This is a genomic window from Pseudomonas sp. TH49, assembly GCF_016650625.1.
In the GTDB taxonomy this organism is placed as follows: domain Bacteria; phylum Pseudomonadota; class Gammaproteobacteria; order Pseudomonadales; family Pseudomonadaceae; genus Aquipseudomonas; species Aquipseudomonas fluorescens_H.
In genome coordinates, this window is sequence record NZ_JAEKFL010000002.1 from 82,727 (window position 1) to 99,241 (window position 16,515).

16 protein-coding genes and 1 pseudogene are annotated in these 16,515 nt (G+C 55.1%); 7 read left to right on the forward strand and 10 right to left on the reverse strand.

Annotated elements, in window-relative coordinates:
* Positions 1-314 precede the first annotated feature (314 nt).
* From JFU48_RS17690 to JFU48_RS17715, 6 genes and pseudogenes are all read right to left on the reverse strand, one after another.
* Positions 315-488 carry a hypothetical protein gene (locus JFU48_RS17690; protein WP_201137139.1) on the reverse strand — a complete coding sequence of 58 codons (174 nt, stop codon included), beginning with the start codon at positions 486-488 and terminating at the stop codon, positions 315-317.
* Complete coding sequence (locus tag JFU48_RS17695) at positions 485-1,030, reverse strand: hypothetical protein (RefSeq protein ID WP_201137140.1); 546 nt, start codon at positions 1,028-1,030, stop codon at positions 485-487. The genes JFU48_RS17690 and JFU48_RS17695 overlap by 4 nt, the downstream gene beginning before the upstream one ends.
* Positions 1,031-2,813: 1,783 nt before the next feature.
* A complete protein-coding gene (locus tag JFU48_RS17700) occupies positions 2,814-3,653 on the reverse strand; it encodes a hypothetical protein (protein WP_201137141.1) in 840 nt (279 codons plus the stop codon).
* A 343-nt stretch (positions 3,654-3,996) separates the two neighbouring features.
* Positions 3,997-4,383, reverse strand: a pseudogene (locus JFU48_RS17705) (hypothetical protein); the annotation flags it as partial.
* A 13-nt stretch (positions 4,384-4,396) separates the two neighbouring features.
* A complete protein-coding gene (locus JFU48_RS17710; protein ID WP_201137143.1) occupies positions 4,397-4,933 on the reverse strand; it encodes a KilA-N domain-containing protein in 537 nt (178 codons plus the stop codon).
* A 641-nt stretch (positions 4,934-5,574) separates the two neighbouring features.
* Positions 5,575-6,531: a tyrosine-type recombinase/integrase gene (locus JFU48_RS17715; protein ID WP_201137144.1), complete on the reverse strand. Its 957-nt coding sequence runs from the start codon at positions 6,529-6,531 to the stop codon at positions 5,575-5,577.
* Between the two features lie 626 nt (positions 6,532-7,157).
* Here JFU48_RS17715 and JFU48_RS17720 point away from each other — a divergent pair.
* Complete coding sequence (locus tag JFU48_RS17720; protein ID WP_201137145.1) at positions 7,158-7,613, forward strand: DUF2214 family protein; 456 nt, start codon at positions 7,158-7,160, stop codon at positions 7,611-7,613.
* A gap of 233 nt (positions 7,614-7,846) precedes the next feature.
* Here JFU48_RS17720 and csrA read toward each other — a convergent pair whose 3' ends face one another.
* A complete protein-coding gene (gene csrA, locus JFU48_RS17725; RefSeq protein ID WP_003179932.1) occupies positions 7,847-8,041 on the reverse strand; it encodes a carbon storage regulator CsrA in 195 nt (64 codons plus the stop codon).
* A 250-nt stretch (positions 8,042-8,291) separates the two neighbouring features.
* Between csrA and JFU48_RS17730 the strand changes: the two genes are divergently transcribed.
* Both JFU48_RS17730 and JFU48_RS17735 read left to right on the forward strand, forming a co-directional pair.
* Positions 8,292-8,660 (forward strand): SPOR domain-containing protein, encoded by a 369-nt coding sequence (locus JFU48_RS17730; protein ID WP_201137146.1) that lies wholly within the window; start codon positions 8,292-8,294, stop codon positions 8,658-8,660.
* Positions 8,661-8,746: 86 nt separating this feature from the next.
* Positions 8,747-9,658, forward strand: coding sequence for a siderophore-interacting protein (locus JFU48_RS17735; RefSeq protein ID WP_201138492.1), 912 nt, complete (start codon positions 8,747-8,749; stop codon positions 9,656-9,658).
* A 55-nt stretch (positions 9,659-9,713) separates the two neighbouring features.
* Here the strand turns inward: JFU48_RS17735 and JFU48_RS17740 are convergent, their stop codons facing one another.
* From JFU48_RS17740 to JFU48_RS17750, 3 genes are all read right to left on the reverse strand, one after another.
* Complete coding sequence (locus JFU48_RS17740; protein WP_064588319.1) at positions 9,714-10,403, reverse strand: endonuclease; 690 nt, start codon at positions 10,401-10,403, stop codon at positions 9,714-9,716.
* A 4-nt stretch (positions 10,404-10,407) separates the two neighbouring features.
* The gene (locus JFU48_RS17745) at positions 10,408-10,698 is read right to left on the reverse strand and encodes a DUF1654 domain-containing protein (RefSeq protein ID WP_003226395.1); all 291 of its coding nucleotides are present in this window, start codon (positions 10,696-10,698) and stop codon (positions 10,408-10,410) included.
* A 178-nt stretch (positions 10,699-10,876) separates the two neighbouring features.
* A complete protein-coding gene (locus JFU48_RS17750; protein WP_201137147.1) occupies positions 10,877-11,965 on the reverse strand; it encodes an asparaginase in 1,089 nt (362 codons plus the stop codon).
* Positions 11,966-12,313: 348 nt separating this feature from the next.
* Here JFU48_RS17750 and JFU48_RS17755 point away from each other — a divergent pair, with 348 nt between their 5' ends.
* The 4 genes from JFU48_RS17755 (at position 12,314) to JFU48_RS17770 (ending at position 16,513) form a co-directional block, all read left to right on the forward strand.
* Positions 12,314-12,769: a hypothetical protein gene (locus JFU48_RS17755; RefSeq protein WP_201137148.1), complete on the forward strand. Its 456-nt coding sequence runs from the start codon at positions 12,314-12,316 to the stop codon at positions 12,767-12,769.
* A 202-nt stretch (positions 12,770-12,971) separates the two neighbouring features.
* Complete coding sequence (locus JFU48_RS17760) at positions 12,972-13,928, forward strand: sugar ABC transporter substrate-binding protein (protein ID WP_003226388.1); 957 nt, start codon at positions 12,972-12,974, stop codon at positions 13,926-13,928.
* A gap of 57 nt (positions 13,929-13,985) precedes the next feature.
* Entirely contained in the window at positions 13,986-15,539 is a 1,554-nt protein-coding gene (locus tag JFU48_RS17765; RefSeq protein WP_103483617.1) for a sugar ABC transporter ATP-binding protein, read from the forward strand.
* Positions 15,536-16,513 (forward strand): ABC transporter permease, encoded by a 978-nt coding sequence (locus JFU48_RS17770; RefSeq protein WP_003226385.1) that lies wholly within the window; start codon positions 15,536-15,538, stop codon positions 16,511-16,513. Before JFU48_RS17765 ends, JFU48_RS17770 begins: the two co-directional genes overlap by 4 nt.
* Positions 16,514-16,515 lie beyond the last annotated feature (2 nt).

Genomic DNA, 16,515 nt, shown 5'->3' on the forward strand with positions numbered 1-16,515 from the left:
GGGTGAGTAAGAGTAAGTTGACGGTTCTGATATCAAAACTGTTGAGAATCTGACCGTGTCGTGTTCTATGCCAGAGACCAGTAAAATTCACAATTATCGCTGTTGGATGCCTCTGGTGTGTTTGCAGGTGGTGCCTCACCCACGCCGGTCCATGGCCTGCTCGCTAAATTATTCGGTTCCCACCTCCTGATGTTGAACCTACTCTGCCACAGTAACTCTTAATTACTCCCCATGGAGCCGCGTTTTGCGATGCTCCCCGCCAGGACTTGGGATACACATACAGGCCAGCTACGTAGTTCCTTCCAGAGGGGCGATTACCTCGCCTTGCCCTGTTGTTGCTGTTGCATTGAATTGATATAGCAGCGAACCATGTATTCCACGAACTCACGCACGGGCATCTTGTGCTTACGAGCGTGACCGTTAAGTAGATGGAATTCATCGTCCGTGAAGTTCACGCCCAGCAGCCCTTTTGGGTTCTCCTTGCTCACGCTGCCACCTCGTCTGCCTTCTTAGTCTTGGGCTTGGTAGGTTTCGCGTAGGCAGCGAGAAGGTCTGATAGAGCGGCATCATGAATAGTGGCCGACTTATCAGCAGCGGCTTGGGCTGCGGCTGCTTCAGCTTCTCGCACTTTCCGTGCTACGGTAAATTCGATCTGACGTACTTGCTCTGCGAGATTCCGCTCATAACGGTGTTGCTCATATTCGGTTATAGCTTGTTCTGCAACATCAATAAGATCCGCATCGATAATCGCCTGTGGTTTTCTAAGTTGAATCTTCAGGTAGAGAGGCCGGTTAAGGGCGCTTGCGACGGTGTAGCCCTTTAGCACCCACTCTGTCAGGTCATTGAGGGCCAAGGCCAATGGACGGTCAGAGAACCAATCCACGTTCACCCCAAGTTCTGGGTAAGCAGGCGACATACAGTGGCGGAAGTACGCGGTCTCTTTCTCTTTGATAATTTTCTGAAGTTCTTCTTCCGAGTGCTTGAAGAACTCGACGACTGTAATGCCATATTCGATGTTTGTAGTAGTCATATGTGTTCCGAGTTTACTTGCTTGAGCGGTTCTTACGCATGGTGGCTTTAAGGCTCGCCCTAGCGTTATCGCTGTTAGTTGGCGCGTTAGTGGCTAAAGATGTATTGAAGGGCTTAGGTGGCTGCTGTGAGGTCTTAGACTTGACTGTAGCCAAGTTGGTCGCCTGTGCCTTCTTAACGGCCTGTACTCGTGCCCGGTGGGCTTGTAGGTCGCTGAGTGTAGCCACCACTCCCGGCGGGAACACAGTGTCTTCCAACGCGTTCAAGAACGTTAGTTCATCTTGGGTGGCTTGAACGTAGTCAAACTTACTGGATGAGCTGGTTGGTTGTTCCAAGAAGTACGACAGGATGGCTTGGTTAGTCTTATCGACTTCTAGATATATAGTGTTGCTGTTCATTAAACGGATTTCTGCACTAGTTGGTTGGTTTTCTCAAGTTCCTGGGTGATGAACTGTTGTTCAAGTTCCTGTTGGGTAAATTTATTGGCGGCTCTCCACTCTTTTACTTGGTGTGCAATGCAGCAGAACCTGCTAAGGCTGGAGCGGCTGTAAAAATTACGACTGCAAGACTCACAAGTCCGCAGGCGAAGTGGGCGACGTTGTCTCGTCATGTGTACCTCTGAATGCATGTTGATGTTTATTAGGGGCGAATAAAGCCCGGCCTTGGGATAAGGGTACGGGCGGATTGTGTTGCTGGGTGTGTGCACCTGTTATGGGCAAGTGCAAGTCGCTCCATTGCGAAGCAAGAGTTGGATTAGTGGCCAGTAATCGCTGCACCCCCTGGCCAGGGGTTACCTTGAAGGCTCGCATCAAACCTAACCGGCACAGCTATCACCCAATGTAATTACCGATCATCTGCTCTGGATCGGAAACAGCAGGATGCAACCCAGTGGGAAAGGAATGATCCGCACTAAGTTGCCGCAGTCTAGATTCTTGAGGGTAGGAATAATGGGGGGGGTCTGGTAGTTGTTTCTTTCACTATTCAATGATACCAAACTTCCTGTCAAAGTCAATACCTTCATGCTGAATAAGTTGACTGTTTTTCATCTTTGTGCGTCATCTTACTAGGCTGATTGTCATGCCTTTAAGATAAAAACCTAGTGCAGGTTGATCTGTGGCGTAGCCACCATAGATGAGGGGCTTTATTTCCTATTACATGTTGCAAGTTGGTGCAGGGTAGTTAAGTAGGGCACTAGTTTATAGTGCTGCTTTATTGCTTGGCGGTAAGTGATATAAGAAGTTTGGCAGGGCAGAGCATAAGCCCTACATGCTTTTGATCTTAATTTGTGCAGTGTAATGTGACTGTTAGTCACGGTTGACTCAACTGCTGAAGTTGACGCTTGTAATCTCGAACCTGTGCCTTCGGGCATGATTAACAAATCAACAGTTCTTTAGGGAGGATAGGGGGTGACCCCCTCCCTGCTCTTGCTTTGAACTGCTAAAGTTATAACGGTGCCCACAGGAACAGGTTAACTACCTACCCAGCATTACTTGTGCAGTTGATATTGTTGAGTTGGCTAATCGTGGCTGAGGCCACAAGGAACTAAGTAAGGTTCAGAACAAGAGCAGAGCAGGGAGGGCTGCCCGCCCCATCTCCCTATTAACCCTGCAAGATTGATATTCGTGCCTACAGGCACAGGTCAATTAGCTGTGGCGTAAACGCCACTAATATATTGGGAGAGAGTCCTTCCCTGATACAGTTGCGTGTCCGACATCTGCCGTACACTTAGTATGGTGGGCGTGAATCTGGATTTCTCGGACAAACGAGATTTATTCTTGCCTGCGTCACGTCAGTCTAGGTTTCGTCCATCCTTGTGCGTGCACGAAGTCGAGGAACGCGTCTTTCCGGGACGGTTCGGGAAAGTACTTGGCTGCTTGAGCGGGTGCACCGTCTCCAGCGTGATCAACGGCCTCAGGCGCCTGGATATCAGGATTACCTTCCAGCTCACCGATTAGCTTGGCTGTTCTCTCTAACAGCTTTTCCAACGGCTCCGCACCATAACCGGGCACGGCCAATTTCAACAAACGCTGCTGCACGGCGTATCGTTGTTTTCTCTGAGCCAGGTCGCTCAACTGATCTCCACTTTCCTGCATTGTTCGATGTGCCGCCATGTACTCGGCCACGTATTCATCAACTCTGTTCATCAGGTCTGAAGCGGCGCTTATCAGGAAGTCGTTGCTGGCCCGAGGGTTGCTTTCGTCAATCCAGTCTGGCAGGAACATCACGTTGCAGCCTTCCTGAGCGCCACGCTTCCTGACTTTATCCTTCACACGTTTAATTTGGTCGACGGTGTAGTTGCTGTCATATCGACCCGTTGAGGTGTTCCAGGTGCTCCCGTACTCTGCATGTAGTATGTCCCGGAGCTCATAGTCGCGGATGCCCTGCTTACGGCTCGCAAGTGGGAATACTCGTTCGATTGACTTGGCAAACGGCGTTTCAATCTTTGCAACAGATGGTGCGGTGCGTGCGGGCTTGGCAACCCCTTTCACTAGCTGCCTAACACGTCGTTCCGGCAGTCCGGTAACTTCTATGATCTTTGCGAGAGTTGCGCCTGTTTTGCGAAGTTCAATAGCGGTTTGCTCTTTGGCGGTTGTTTCAGTAACAGTTGCGGTAATATCGTTCATCATTAATAACTTAAAGTTTTAGTTGTTTAATCACCTCATGTGCAAACCCTCGATGTGTTCCGGCTGTAGATGCTCGGGAACGCGTTGCTCTTTTCGCAAACAGCACGAAACCCGCACTGCTCAGCGGCTTAGTGGCTTGAACACGCGAGGTGGTGGTCTACTGTAAGTTGGGATGTTGCGGGTGTCAGCCTTTGCGGCTGGGGTGCGGATGATAACGCGTTGATTTTAGACGTCAAGATAAAAGTAGTGGCTACATTCTAGGTGAAATGTCAACAAAACAGAGCTTTACTCCCCCGAGCAAGATGCTGTGGCGGTTATATCCGATGGTGACTCGATAAATCAACTAGTACGCGCTCAACCGTTCACGACTGTGTGACTCAATTTGTTCGGGAATGAAGATCAAGTCTTTGTCTCTGACCATCTTGAGGGGGCATGTGTTATCAAACTCTGATGCCCAGGCACGAGCAGCCTCAGCAGGGTTGGAGAAGTTCGGCAGTGCCGGTGCAACTGGTTTCGCTACTTGAGCTTCCAGCTCACGTAGACGGACAACTACCGCATGACGGAGCGGAACGCTGTACCCGGTAATCAGTGTTTCGGTAAGGTCGCGGGGCAGGTTGAAGCATGGCAATTCCTTCCCATTTCCGCCTTTGTAGCAGCCCTGAAAACTCAGGGCTGACAAATTTAAGTCTTCCAGCATCGCCCGAATGTCGGCCATCACATTATCGTGACGCTTCTCTGTTAGATCAAATTTCCAAGCTACTCATTGTCAGGGTTTCACCATGATCAGCAACTTCGACCACTTCTGTAACTTTGGCCGGTGTAGTCGCTTCCGGCTCTGCAACTTCAGCAGTTGGCTTGACTCCGAAGTATCGACGAACGATGTTCAGCTCTTTGTCAGTCAACCGATCTGCGATCTTTTCGAAGTCTTGAGAGGTCAGCTTGTACTCAGCAAATTGAGTGCTTCCGTTGCCATTGGTGTAGTACGACGGGCTGATCCACATGGCATAGGCGTAGACCAGTTCCTTTACCGCGAAGGTGCCACCAGTGCGGCCACGTTTGGACTCGACGGGGTTAATTGTGCTTAAACGCACAATTTCCTCCACGAACTCGTGAAATACGTCGTGCCGCATCCACTGAGCCGGGGCTTTTGTCGCCTCCCCTCCGCTTGCCTTATGAACATCATTGAGGCAATAGCGACCTTCAGCATCTTGCTTGACGGTGATTCCATCGATTACAACTTCTTGTGTCTGATAGTCAGACAGGTTTGCAACGTTACTCATTTACTTCCTTGCCATCGTGGCGAACGAGGCGTTTTTTACTACCGAGCTTCCAGCTCCTGCCAGCGGTCCACCAGGGCAGCGGTGAACTCTGGGCAGTTCTGAGCCACTACAACGATAGAGTCACGCTTGCCTTGTTCGCCGGAGAAGACGTAGAGCTTCGACGTTTGTCCGCTTGCATTTTTAAGGTCTTGCAACGCAACACCTTGAATAACACCTCGCTCCATCAGTCGCTCAATGCTCACGTGAATATGGTCGTAGCCAGCAGCAGGCAAAGCAGAGCGGCTGGATCGTTCAGGTTCGCATCAGGGATTGGCTTGGCCACCTGCTCTTCCAGTTATCGCAGGCGAACCTCAATCGTGCGACGTAGTGGGATGCTGTAGCCGGCAATAAAAGTTTCAGTGAGATCTCGTGGCAGGTTGAAGCACAGGCGCTCCCGATTATTTTGATCTTTGTAGTTGCCTCAAAACTGAGGGCTAACCAATTCGCCCTCAAGCATCGCTCGAATGTCGGCAATAACTTTGTCATGACGCTGATCTGTCAGACCAGCAATCTCTAGGCTGCTCATGGTCATAACGTCCCCCGTTGGCTGGCTTCAGCTCAAACGCCGGGATATTCAGAACAGTGGTTGCTGAAGGGGGAGATCAGTCGATTAGATGTAGGACGTCTTTGACATTAAGATGTGAGTATCGCGCTACTGAGCGGGTATCCCGATGGCCTGACACGATCATTATCTGCGCGTTGTTGAATCCTTTCTTGGCAACATTGGTGATTCTGGTGTGACGCAACTGGTGCAGACGGACGCTACTGTCTAAGCCCGCTTTCACTCGGGCCAGTCGGACAGCCTGAGATACTGCATGTGGAGTGACGGTGAAAATCTGACCGCTGGGGTTTCGTGCGACGGTTGCACAGAGCAAAGCAAGCTGAAGGATTTCAACTGCACGATGAGTGAGGGGGACAGACCTTGTACCGTTCTTACCGTCGATTACGTCGGCAATGCGTTCGTCAAGGTGCAGGCAGTCTTTTGTAAGCTTCAGGATTTCTGATCGCCGCATAGCCGTCTCATAGGCTAGTTCGACAATCAGCTTCATGGCTGGGGATAGTTTCGCCAGAAGTCGTTCAAGCTCACTTGCACGGATTACCTTGTCGGACGACTTGTCGGGCTTGGGTAAAGCAATGTCACTGACGGGATTATGGATGTCGATCAGTAAGCCGCGTTTGGCGAACCGGTAGAAGCGGGACATGAATGCAAGCTGCGTCCTGCAAGTGGAAGGCTTCACCTTCTTCAGCCGCATAATTTTGAAGTCGTTGATCATCTGCGGCGTAATCTCGTGAATCGGCTGGGTGAAGTGTCTGCCCAAGTGCTCCACGATCTTCAGTGCGTGGTTGTAGCTACCTTTCCCCTTGAGCATGGTTTCGCAGTAGGTCATGCCCAGCGTATATATAGTGTGATGCTTTCGATCTACTGTTACGGCCTCGACCTGTCTCGCCCATGATTCTGCTTCGGCCTTCGTGCTGAAGGTTTTCGACTGGGGGGATTTGCCCTTAACCCGTACCTGAGCATTCCAGTTGCCGGATGGGAGTAAGCGGAAATTTGCCATTTTTGACGCCTCAAGATGTGAATGGGCGTTCTGAGAAATCCAAGAGCAGCAGGGCTTGGAGCTTGCTCCTAGCAGACCTTGACATGGTGGGGGTCGTTGGTTCGAGTCCAATCGCGCCTACCAAACAAAATCCGCTCTGCTGGGCGGTCTGGAAGGGCTCACCGAAAGGTGGGCCCTTTTTTGTTGTCTGCGATTTGCAAAAGCCTGCTCAAGCAGCCTCGTCGATCACTTCTCATCTCCCGTTACCTTAAGCGCTTAGCGTGTTTCGAAATAACACGACCTGTGCATATGATTTTCTGTCTCTTTTTGGATCCGTCGAAAAAGTGTGGATATTGAAGGGCTTACCGGTATTTTTAACCGGCCGGTTATCAAAAAAATGTTGTTGCTGTTCGTGAACTTCAGTAACATCTGCCCCGCGTTCACCACCACGGTTTATGCATTTTTAAATCCCAAGCTTCCATCAGCTGCTTGGGATTTTTTTTGCCTGCGATTTGGCATTCCCTGCCTCTGTTCCCCCCAGCTTTCGCGCGAAGCCTCCCGCGATCCACGATCGCGCATGGGCGAAACCTCGATTTTTCGACTACTACTGACTGGCCATTCCAGGGCTTTCTCAAAGGAGTTCGTCGATGCTGGCTCACTGGTTTCTTGCCGCAATTCATCTATTGGCTTTTGCCTTGGGCTTCTGGGCGGTATTGACTCGTGGTACGGCGTTCAGTCGCATGGCGGCGGGTGTCGGCGAGGCCAGGCGTGTTTTGCTCGCCGATAATCTGTGGGGGATTGCCGCGCTGGTTCTGCTGGTGACCGGGGGCATGCGCGCCTTCGGCGGATTTGAAAAGGGCACTGACTACTATCTGCATCAGCCGTTGTTTCATTTGAAGATGGCGTTGTTCGTACTGATTCTGCTGATTGAGCTGGCGCCGATGATCACGCTGATCAAGTGGCGGATCGCGTCGGCGCGGGGCAAGGCGCTCGATACCGGGCGCGCAAGGCTGTTTGCGCGGCTCAGTCACATCGAGGCGCTGCTGCTGGTGTTGATGGTGATTGCAGCCACCGGCATGGCACGCGGCGTGACGTTCGGCTAGCAGGGAGCAATTCTCTGTGTTCTCTCGGAAATGTCTGACAGCCAAGCTTGGCAGTCGCAGGTAGTATCGCGCTGCTGGGGAGAGGCAAGGGAGGGAATGAAGCGGAGAGGAAGGGCATGTGTCAGGCGCCGTGCCCAGTGAGTGGACTGGGGAGCGGATGGCAATACGGCGCGTGAATTTTTAGCCAGTCATTACGCAGAGGCAAACGAACTGGCTACTGACTGCGGGGTGGCTCAAGGCGTTTGTGGCTTGTCCGGGGCGGTCAGGCCAGCCTGAATGCGCTGATAGATCTCTTCACGGTGCACGGCAACGTTTTTCGGGGCGTTGATGCCGATACGGACTTGCTGACCGCTTACGCCGAGGATGGTGATGGTGATGTCATCACCGATGTTTATGCTTTCACCGACTTTGCGGGTGAGTATCAGCATGGTCTTCTCCTTGATTGCTTTGTAGGGCACCTGATTCAGACAGTGCAGAGGTCGGTGGTACGTATAGATTAGTGCGAAGTCTCACGGTTTGGGTGCCTCTTTCTGACGCGCAGATGTGGCATTAATTCCCAGGGCGTAACTATACAGAGGCTGCAATCATCAATCTCGTTGTTTTGTGCCCATTTTGCGGGCCTCGCGAAGTATTTATGAATGTTAAGATCGGCGCTTTGTGATTTTCGAGGAAAGCGTTGTGCGCAAATTGGTCTGGATGGTCGCGGCACTGGCATTGGCAGGGTGTGGTGAAGGCAAGAGTGTAGATGTGCAGAAGCCGAAAACGACAGTCGCGGCCGCGCCTGCTGCGGCATCTGCTCCGCAGTGGGACCTCGAAGTACGCGGCGAAACGCCCCAGGCTGTCAGCGATCTGAGTGGCTGGTTGATCGAGCATGCATTCGTGCCGACCGTGATCAAGGACAGCAGCGGCAAGACACGGATCCTGATCGGTCCGTTCAACTCCCAGGCCGAGGCGCAAGCTCGCAAGGTAGAAGTGGATGCGGCATTGGTGAAAGCCAAGAAGCAGAATGTCGAGTCGGTCATCGTGGAGCATCCACTCGCGCCGTAAGCAGCAGATTCAGCGGAGCGGCCTAAAGGACATCGCAGGTGACTCGTCTTATACGAGTCAATCACGATTTCTCGAAGGAGCTCCGCATGGCCTCCGCCGCTCCCTACAAACTCTTCAATGCAGTTCTGCATCGCAAGACCCTCTTGAGTCCGCACCTGATGCGGATCACGCTGACCGACCCCTCAATCAGTGGTATGGCCACCTGGGCGCCTGATCAGCGGATCAAACTGTTTTTCCCCGCTGAAGATGGAACACCCGCAAATCTTGCGCAGGAAGAGGGCTGGTACGCCCGTTTTCGCTCGATGCTCGCGAGTCGTCGACCAGCAATGCGCACTTACACCATCCGTCATTTGCGCGCCGAACAGGGTGAGGTCGACATCGATTTTGTCCTGCATGGCGAGACCGGCCCCGCTTCGCGCTGGGCGCTGCATGCGCAGCCGGGGGCGTCTTTGCAGATTCTTGCTCCCGACAGCGAGTTTTCGGCACAGGACGCCGGAGGATTCGAATGGAAACCGCCGCAGGTGCTCAAGGAGGTTTTGCTGGTGGCTGATGCCACGGCATTGCCGGCTGCGATGGGGATTCTCGAAGAGCTGGCTGCCATGTACGAGCCGCCCCGGACTCAGGCGTTCTTTGAGGTGGACAGTGCGCAAGACATGCTCTCGGTGCCGGATTGGCCCGGGCTGACAGTGCAGTGGCTGGTTCGCGATCAGGCGCCAGCAACAGTGGCTGGAGCGCTGATGGTGGAAGCGGTGATGCACGGGGCCCGGCCAACAGAGGGCCAATCACTCGGGCAGGTCGCTGAACTGGCCGAGGTCGATATCGACGAAAACATTCTTTGGGAGATCGCCAACACCGCCCCTGCAGGATTCTATGGCTGGATTGCCGGAGAAAGCGCTGCCGTCATGCGCCTGCGTAAATACCTGATCAAGGAATGCGGTATCCCGCGCGAGTCACTCAATCTGATGGGCTACTGGCGCTACAACAAAGCTGGCAGCTAAAAGCCAAAAAGGCCTCGAACACCACGTTCGAGGCCTTTTCTTTTGGGCAGCAGGATCAGCCGCAGGCTTTCAGGTTTACCGGGCCGACGAATTCATTGCCGCGTCCCATCACACACGCCACGCTTTGGTTGCGCTGGCGCTCCCAATCCTGCACCGGGTACGTCTTGTCCCACGCTTCATACAGCTGGCGATCCTGTTTCGACAGGCGCAAGCCGTACTGCTTGCTCATGTAGAAATAGGTACGAGCGATCATGCCGCGAATCGACGGGCGAGGCATGACCTTCTTGGCCTTGAAGTCGACCTGGGTCAGGCACGATCCGTACTGTCCGGATTGCACCGGCAGCCAGCCATAACTGAAGTTGCTGCGATCACCGTTGACCTCACCAATACTCGGCACCAGGTTGTGCAGATCGGCTTCGGCTTTCTGATAGCTAGGGTCATAGCGGGTGCAGTTCTTGCGTCCGCCCGACTGCCAGCATTGGCGCTGGTGACCGAATTCCCACGCCGGAACAATGTGCTCCCATTCAATGCGCGAAGCGCGCTTGGCGTTTTTACGTGGTACGTAGCCGCAAGCCTTCAAGTCCACCTTGTTGCCGGTGTACTTGCACCCGCAGTAAAACTCGGTGGACTGCGGTGCATACAGTTTCCAGGCGACCTTCTTGGCCTCGGTAAAGGTGCGGGGTGCGCCAGCCTGGGCGCCAAAAGCGATGAACAGCAACAGCAAAGCAAAACAGCGGACACTCATTGAATCAATCTTCCTTCGGCACAACCCAAAAAATCTGCACGCCGCCATCGTCGCGATAGGCGAGTGTGACGTTGTCGTTCTCGTCGATTTCCTCGAGCAGTTGCTCCCATGCATCCACAGGCTCGTCCGGCAGACGGAAGATCAGTGCGGCTTTGGCTTTTTGTGCGGTAGGGGAATTGATGATTTTCTGAACGCGCATGCCCATGCGTTCGTAAGCGTCAGGAGCATCAGGAGAGGTGGCCACGAGGTTATCCTTATTAAGCTGTACGTGCATACAGTATTTAACTGTAAGCATTTTCGCAACTGCTTAAAATTCAAGAAAATCCTCTGACAGCGCTTTTCCGATTTTGGTGTAGGTCGGGTCGATTATTTTGTACGAAAAATTCGCGCTCAGCGTAGGCGGCAGCACCACCCGCCGTGTGGGCGAGTGGTAAGCAGGTTGCCCGACCCGGACAGGGTCAGGCGAAGGCCAATCAGTATTCCCAGAACATCCGTTGCAGCTCTTTGCTGTCGTTGGTTTTGGTCAGGGCGACCATAGCCAGGATGCGGGCTTTTTGCGGGTTCAGGTCGTGAGCGACCACCCAGTCGTACTTGTCGTCAGGCTGTTCGGCGTTGCGCAGGACGAAACCGCCGGCGTTGACGTGGGAAGAGCGGATGATCTGCACGCCATCTTTACGCAGGGCTTGCAGGGATGGCACAACGCGGGAGGACACCGAGCCATTGCCGGTACCGGCGTGGATGATGGCTTTGGCGCCGGCCTGGGCCAGAGCCTTGTAGGCGGTGTCGTCGACATTGCCGTAGGAGTAGGCGATTTCTACGTCAGGCAGGCTCTTGATGTTCTTGATGTCGAATTCCGAATCCATGGTGTGGCGCTTGGCTGGCAAGCGGAACCAGTAGGATTTGCCTTCGACCACCATGCCCAGCGGGCCCCAAGGGCTTTTGAACGCCTCGGTCTTGATGTTGATCATCTTGCTCACGTCGCGACCGGACTGGATCTCATCGTTCATGGTCACCAGTACGCCTTTGCCGCGCGCATCTTTGCTGCTGGCGACGGCGACGGCGTTGTACAGGTTGAGCATGCCGTCCGCCGACATGGCGGTGCCCGGACGCATCGAGCCGACCACGATGATCGGCTTGTCGGTTTTTTCCACCAGGTTCAGGAAGTACGCGGTTTCTTCCAGGGTGTCGGTGCCGTGGGTGATGACGATGCCATCGACGTCTTTGCTGTCGGCCAGTTCGGATACGCGGCGCCCGAGTTGCAGCAGGTTGTCGTTGGTGATGCTTTCCGAAGCGATCTGCATGACCTGTTCGCCACGCACGTTCGCCAGTTTGCTCAGCTCGGGGATGCCGGCGATCAGTTGTTCAATGCCGACCTTGGCCGCCTGATAGGTGGCGCTGTTGGCGGCGCTGGCGCCGGCACCGGCAATGGTGCCGCCCGTGGCAAGCACTACGACGTTGGCGAGTTTGGTCTGGGTTTCGACTTCTTTTGCCTGAAGGGCGGTGGGCAGGAGCAGGAGGAGGGCCAAAGCGCCCGGAATGAAGGTGTTGAAAGCAGATTTCATTATTTTTCTCTCTAGTAGTGAGACGGTGCTGATGCAGGTTCATCTAGATGCACCCCGTGCCGATCTGAATGCCCGGGGTGCAGGCTAGGGAGCAGGATCTGTACCAGCGCTACTTTGCTTTAGAAAAATGTTTAACTTCATGATTTACATCAATATTTTATGGATTAGCCAATGATGCGGCGAATGACATGGCCGGGTTTCCGAACAAAGGAAGCTTTCGTGTTCGGTTCACCGAAAGGGACTACATCTCCTGCCGACCGCAACGGCTTGCCGGTTCAGGTTTTCTGCTAAAGAAACCCGTCAGCAGGCCGATGGCTGTTGAAGGAAACGTTTATTTAGGGAGTTCACATGTCACTGACGATCGGTTTTTCAAATCCCGGCTCAGTCACCATTGGCGGTAAAACCGCAGCGACAATCAATGCAATGAACAAGGCGGAAGCAGATGCGGCTGACGAGGCCCTTGGCGTTGAAAAAGAACCGAGCAATCAAGTCCGCACTGGTGGTCCCGCGCAAGAAGCGAGCAAGGCGGAGAGCGCTGACAGCGGCGACAGTCTGAGCGTCACCGTAAAAATGTTGCTCAAGCGCATGCAGGAATTGCAGAAGCAACTGCAGGAGCAGCAACAGCAACTGGCGGCGGCTCAGGCGGCGAGCTATCCGACGCCCGAGGCCAAGTCACAGGCGGTCATGTCCGTCCAGGGACAGATCGCACAAACCAGTGGGGAGCTGATGCAAGTGGCGGCGGCGCTGGTCAAGGAAATGTCCAAGGATTCCACCAGCGGCAACCTGGTCAGCACCACGGCCTGAGCGGTAAGGGGCGAATCAGACGATTGCGCCCCGCAATACAACGACGATTTCTGATTGTTGACAAATGTCGGCGGGATTCGCATAGTTCGGTCTACGCAAACGTTTGCGCGGCTTTTCCGGTGCGCTATTGCTCCGGCGACAGCGCTGAAGCTTACGCCAGCGCGAGCGTTGCTCACAATAATCATAAGATCGGAGTGAACCCATGAAGCTGCCATTCGCTGGACGTCTTCTTGCTGTCGCTATGCTGGCTGCCGCAGCCGCCGCGCTACCTGTCTCTTCGGCCTTCGCCGAGTCCCCGGAAAAACCCAAAGTCGCACTGGTCATGAAATCCCTGGCCAACGAATTCTTCCTGACCATGGAAGATGGCGCCAAGGCCTACCAGAAAGAACACTCCGCCGACTTCGACCTGATCTCCAACGGCATCAAGGACGAGACCGATACCGCCGGCCAGACCCGCATCGTCGAGCAGATGATTCTGGCCAAGGTCAACGCGCTGGTCATCGCACCGTCCGATTCCAAAGCCATGGTGCCGGTGATCAAGAAAGCCGTCGATGCCGGCATCACCGTGATCAACATCGACAACCAGCTCGATCCGCAGATCGTCAAAAGCAAAAACATCAGCGTGCCTTTCGTCGGCCCGGATAACCGTAAAGGTGCACGTCTGGTCGGCGAATACCTGGCCAAGCAACTGAAGGCCGGTGATGAAGTCGGCATCATCGAAGGCGTGTCCACCACCACCAACGCCCAGCAACGCACCGCAGGCTTCAAGGATGCGATGGAGGCGGCGCAGATCAAGGTAGTGTCGCTGCAATCCGGCGACTGGGAGATCGACAAGGGCAACAAGGTTGCCGCGTCGATTCTCAGCGAATACCCGGATGTGAAGGCGCTGCTGGCGGGTAACGACAGCATGGCCGTTGGCGCTGTTTCCGCTGTGCGCGCTGCCGGCAAGGCGGGCAAGGTCCAAGTGGTCGGTTACGACAACATCAATGCGATCAAGCCGATGCTCAAGGATGGTCGTGTGCTGGCGACGGCCGATCAGTTCGCTGCCAAGCAGGCCGTGTTCGGTATCGAGACTGCGCTGAAAATCCTCAAGGGCGAAAAAGTCGACAGCGGCGTCAATGGCGTGATCGAAACGCCAGTCGAGCTGGTCACTAAGTAAGTCTTCCGGCGACACAACGGCGCTCGTCCGTCCGGACGAGCGCATGGAGAGTTTTTTATGTCAGTTTCCGCCCCGAACGCTGTCCTCTCGGTCAGCGGTATCGGTAAGACCTATGCGCAACCGGTGCTCACGGGCATCGACTTGACGCTGATGCGCGGTGAAGTGCTGGCGCTGACCGGCGAGAATGGCGCCGGTAAAAGCACGCTGTCGAAGATCATTGGGGGGCTGGTTACGCCCACCACCGGTCAGATGCAATTCCAGGGCAAGGACTACCGTCCGGGCAGTCGCACCCAGGCCGAAGAGCTTGGCGTGCGCATGGTCATGCAAGAGCTCAATCTGCTGCCGACCCTGTCGGTGGCGGAAAACCTGTTTCTCGACAATCTGCCCAGCAACGGCGGCTGGATCAGTCGCAAGCAATTGCGCAAAGCCGCGATCGAAGCCATGGCACAGGTCGGCCTCGACGCCATTGACCCCGACACCCTGGTCGGCGAACTGGGCATTGGTCATCAACAGATGGTCGAAATCGCACGCAACCTGATCGGCGATTGCCATGTGCTTATCCTCGATGAACCGACTGCGATGCTCACCGCCCGCGAGGTGGAAATGCTCTTCGAGCAGATCACTCGTTTGCAGGCGCGTGGCGTCTCCATCATCTATATCTCCCACCGTCTCGAAGAGCTGGCGCGCGTCGCGCAGCGCATTGCCGTGCTGCGTGATGGCAATCTGGTCTGCGTCGAGCCGATGGCCAACTACAACAGTGAGCAACTGGTCACCTTGATGGTCGGCCGCGAACTGGGCGAACACATCGACATGGGCCCGCGCAAGATCGGCGCCCCGGCACTGACGGTCAAGGGCCTGACCCGCTCCGACAAGGTGCGTGATGTTTCCTTCGAAGTGCGTGCTGGCGAGATCTTCGGGATTTCCGGGCTGATCGGGGCAGGGCGCACCGAATTGCTGCGACTGATCTTCGGCGCCGATCTGGCCGACAGCGGCACGATTGCGCTGGGTTCGCCGGCGCAGGTAGTCAATGTGCGTTCGCCGGTTGATGCGGTGAAGCATGGCATTGCCTTGATCACCGAAGACCGAAAGGGCGAAGGCCTGCTGCTCAGTCAATCGATCAGCGCCAACATCGCGCTGGGCAACATGCCGGAGATTTCCAGGGCAGGAATCGTCAATGCCAGCGACGAAATTTCCCTGGCGCAGCGTCAGATCGACGCCATGCGCATCCGCAGTTCGAGCCCGACACAATTGGTGTCGGAACTGTCCGGCGGCAATCAGCAAAAAGTGGTGATCGGCCGTTGGCTGGAGCGCGATTGCTCGGTGCTGTTGTTCGACGAGCCAACTCGCGGTATCGACGTCGGTGCCAAGTTCGATATCTATGCCTTGCTGGGCGAGTTGACGCGTCAGGGCAAGGCGCTGGTGGTGGTTTCCAGTGACCTGCGCGAGCTGATGCTGATCTGCGACCGGATCGGTGTGCTGTCGGCAGGGCGTTTGATCGACACCTTCGAGCGCGACAGCTGGACCCAGGATGATTTGCTTGCCGCCGCGTTCGCCGGCTACCAAAAACGTGATGCGTTGCTCAATGAAGCGGCGCCTAGGGATCTCCCATGAAAACTGCATCTTCTGCCGGCAAACGTAGTGGCAATTTCTACGGTCTGGGCACCTATCTGGGCCTGGCCGGGGCCTTGTTGGCGATGGTGGCGCTGTTCTCGATGATGAGCAGCCACTTTCTGTCCTATGACACTTTCAGCACGCTGGCCAACCAGATCCCCGATCTGATGGTGCTGGCGGTGGGCATGACCTTTGTACTGATCATCGGCGGCATCGATCTGTCGGTCGGTTCAGTGCTGGCGCTTGCCGCCTCGACGGTCAGCGTGGCGATTCTCGGTTGGGGCTGGGGCGTGTTGCCGGCCGCATTGCTCGGCATGGCGGTGGCGGCACTGGCAGGTACGGTGACCGGTTCGATCACCGTGGCGTGGCGTATACCGTCGTTCATCGTTTCGCTCGGTGTGCTGGAAATGGCCCGTGGCCTGGCGTATCAGATGACCGGTTCGCGCACCGCCTACATCGGTGATTCGTTTGCCTGGCTGTCTAACCCGATCGCCTTCGGCATTTCGCCGTCGTTCATCATTGCCTTGCTGGTGATCTTCATTGCGCAAGCTGTACTGACCCGCACCGTGTTCGGTCGTTACCTGATCGGTATCGGCACCAACGAAGAAGCGGTGCGTCTGGCCGGGATCAACCCCAAGCCGTACAAGATTCTGGTGTTCAGCCTGATGGGCCTGCTCGCTGGTATCGCCGCGCTGTTCCAGATTTCCCGTCTGGAAGCGGCGGACCCGAATGCCGGTTCTGGCCTTGAGCTGCAAGTGATCGCCGCCGTGGTGATCGGTGGCACCAGTCTGATGGGGGGCCGTGGGTCGGTGATCAGCACCTTCTTTGGCGTGTTGATCATTTCGGTACTGGCCGCCGGTCTGGCGCAGATCGGTGCCACCGAGCCAACCAAGCGCATCATCACCGGCGCGGTGATTGTCATTGCGGTGGTGCTCGATACCTATCGCAGCCAGCGCGCCAGTCGACGGGGCTAAGA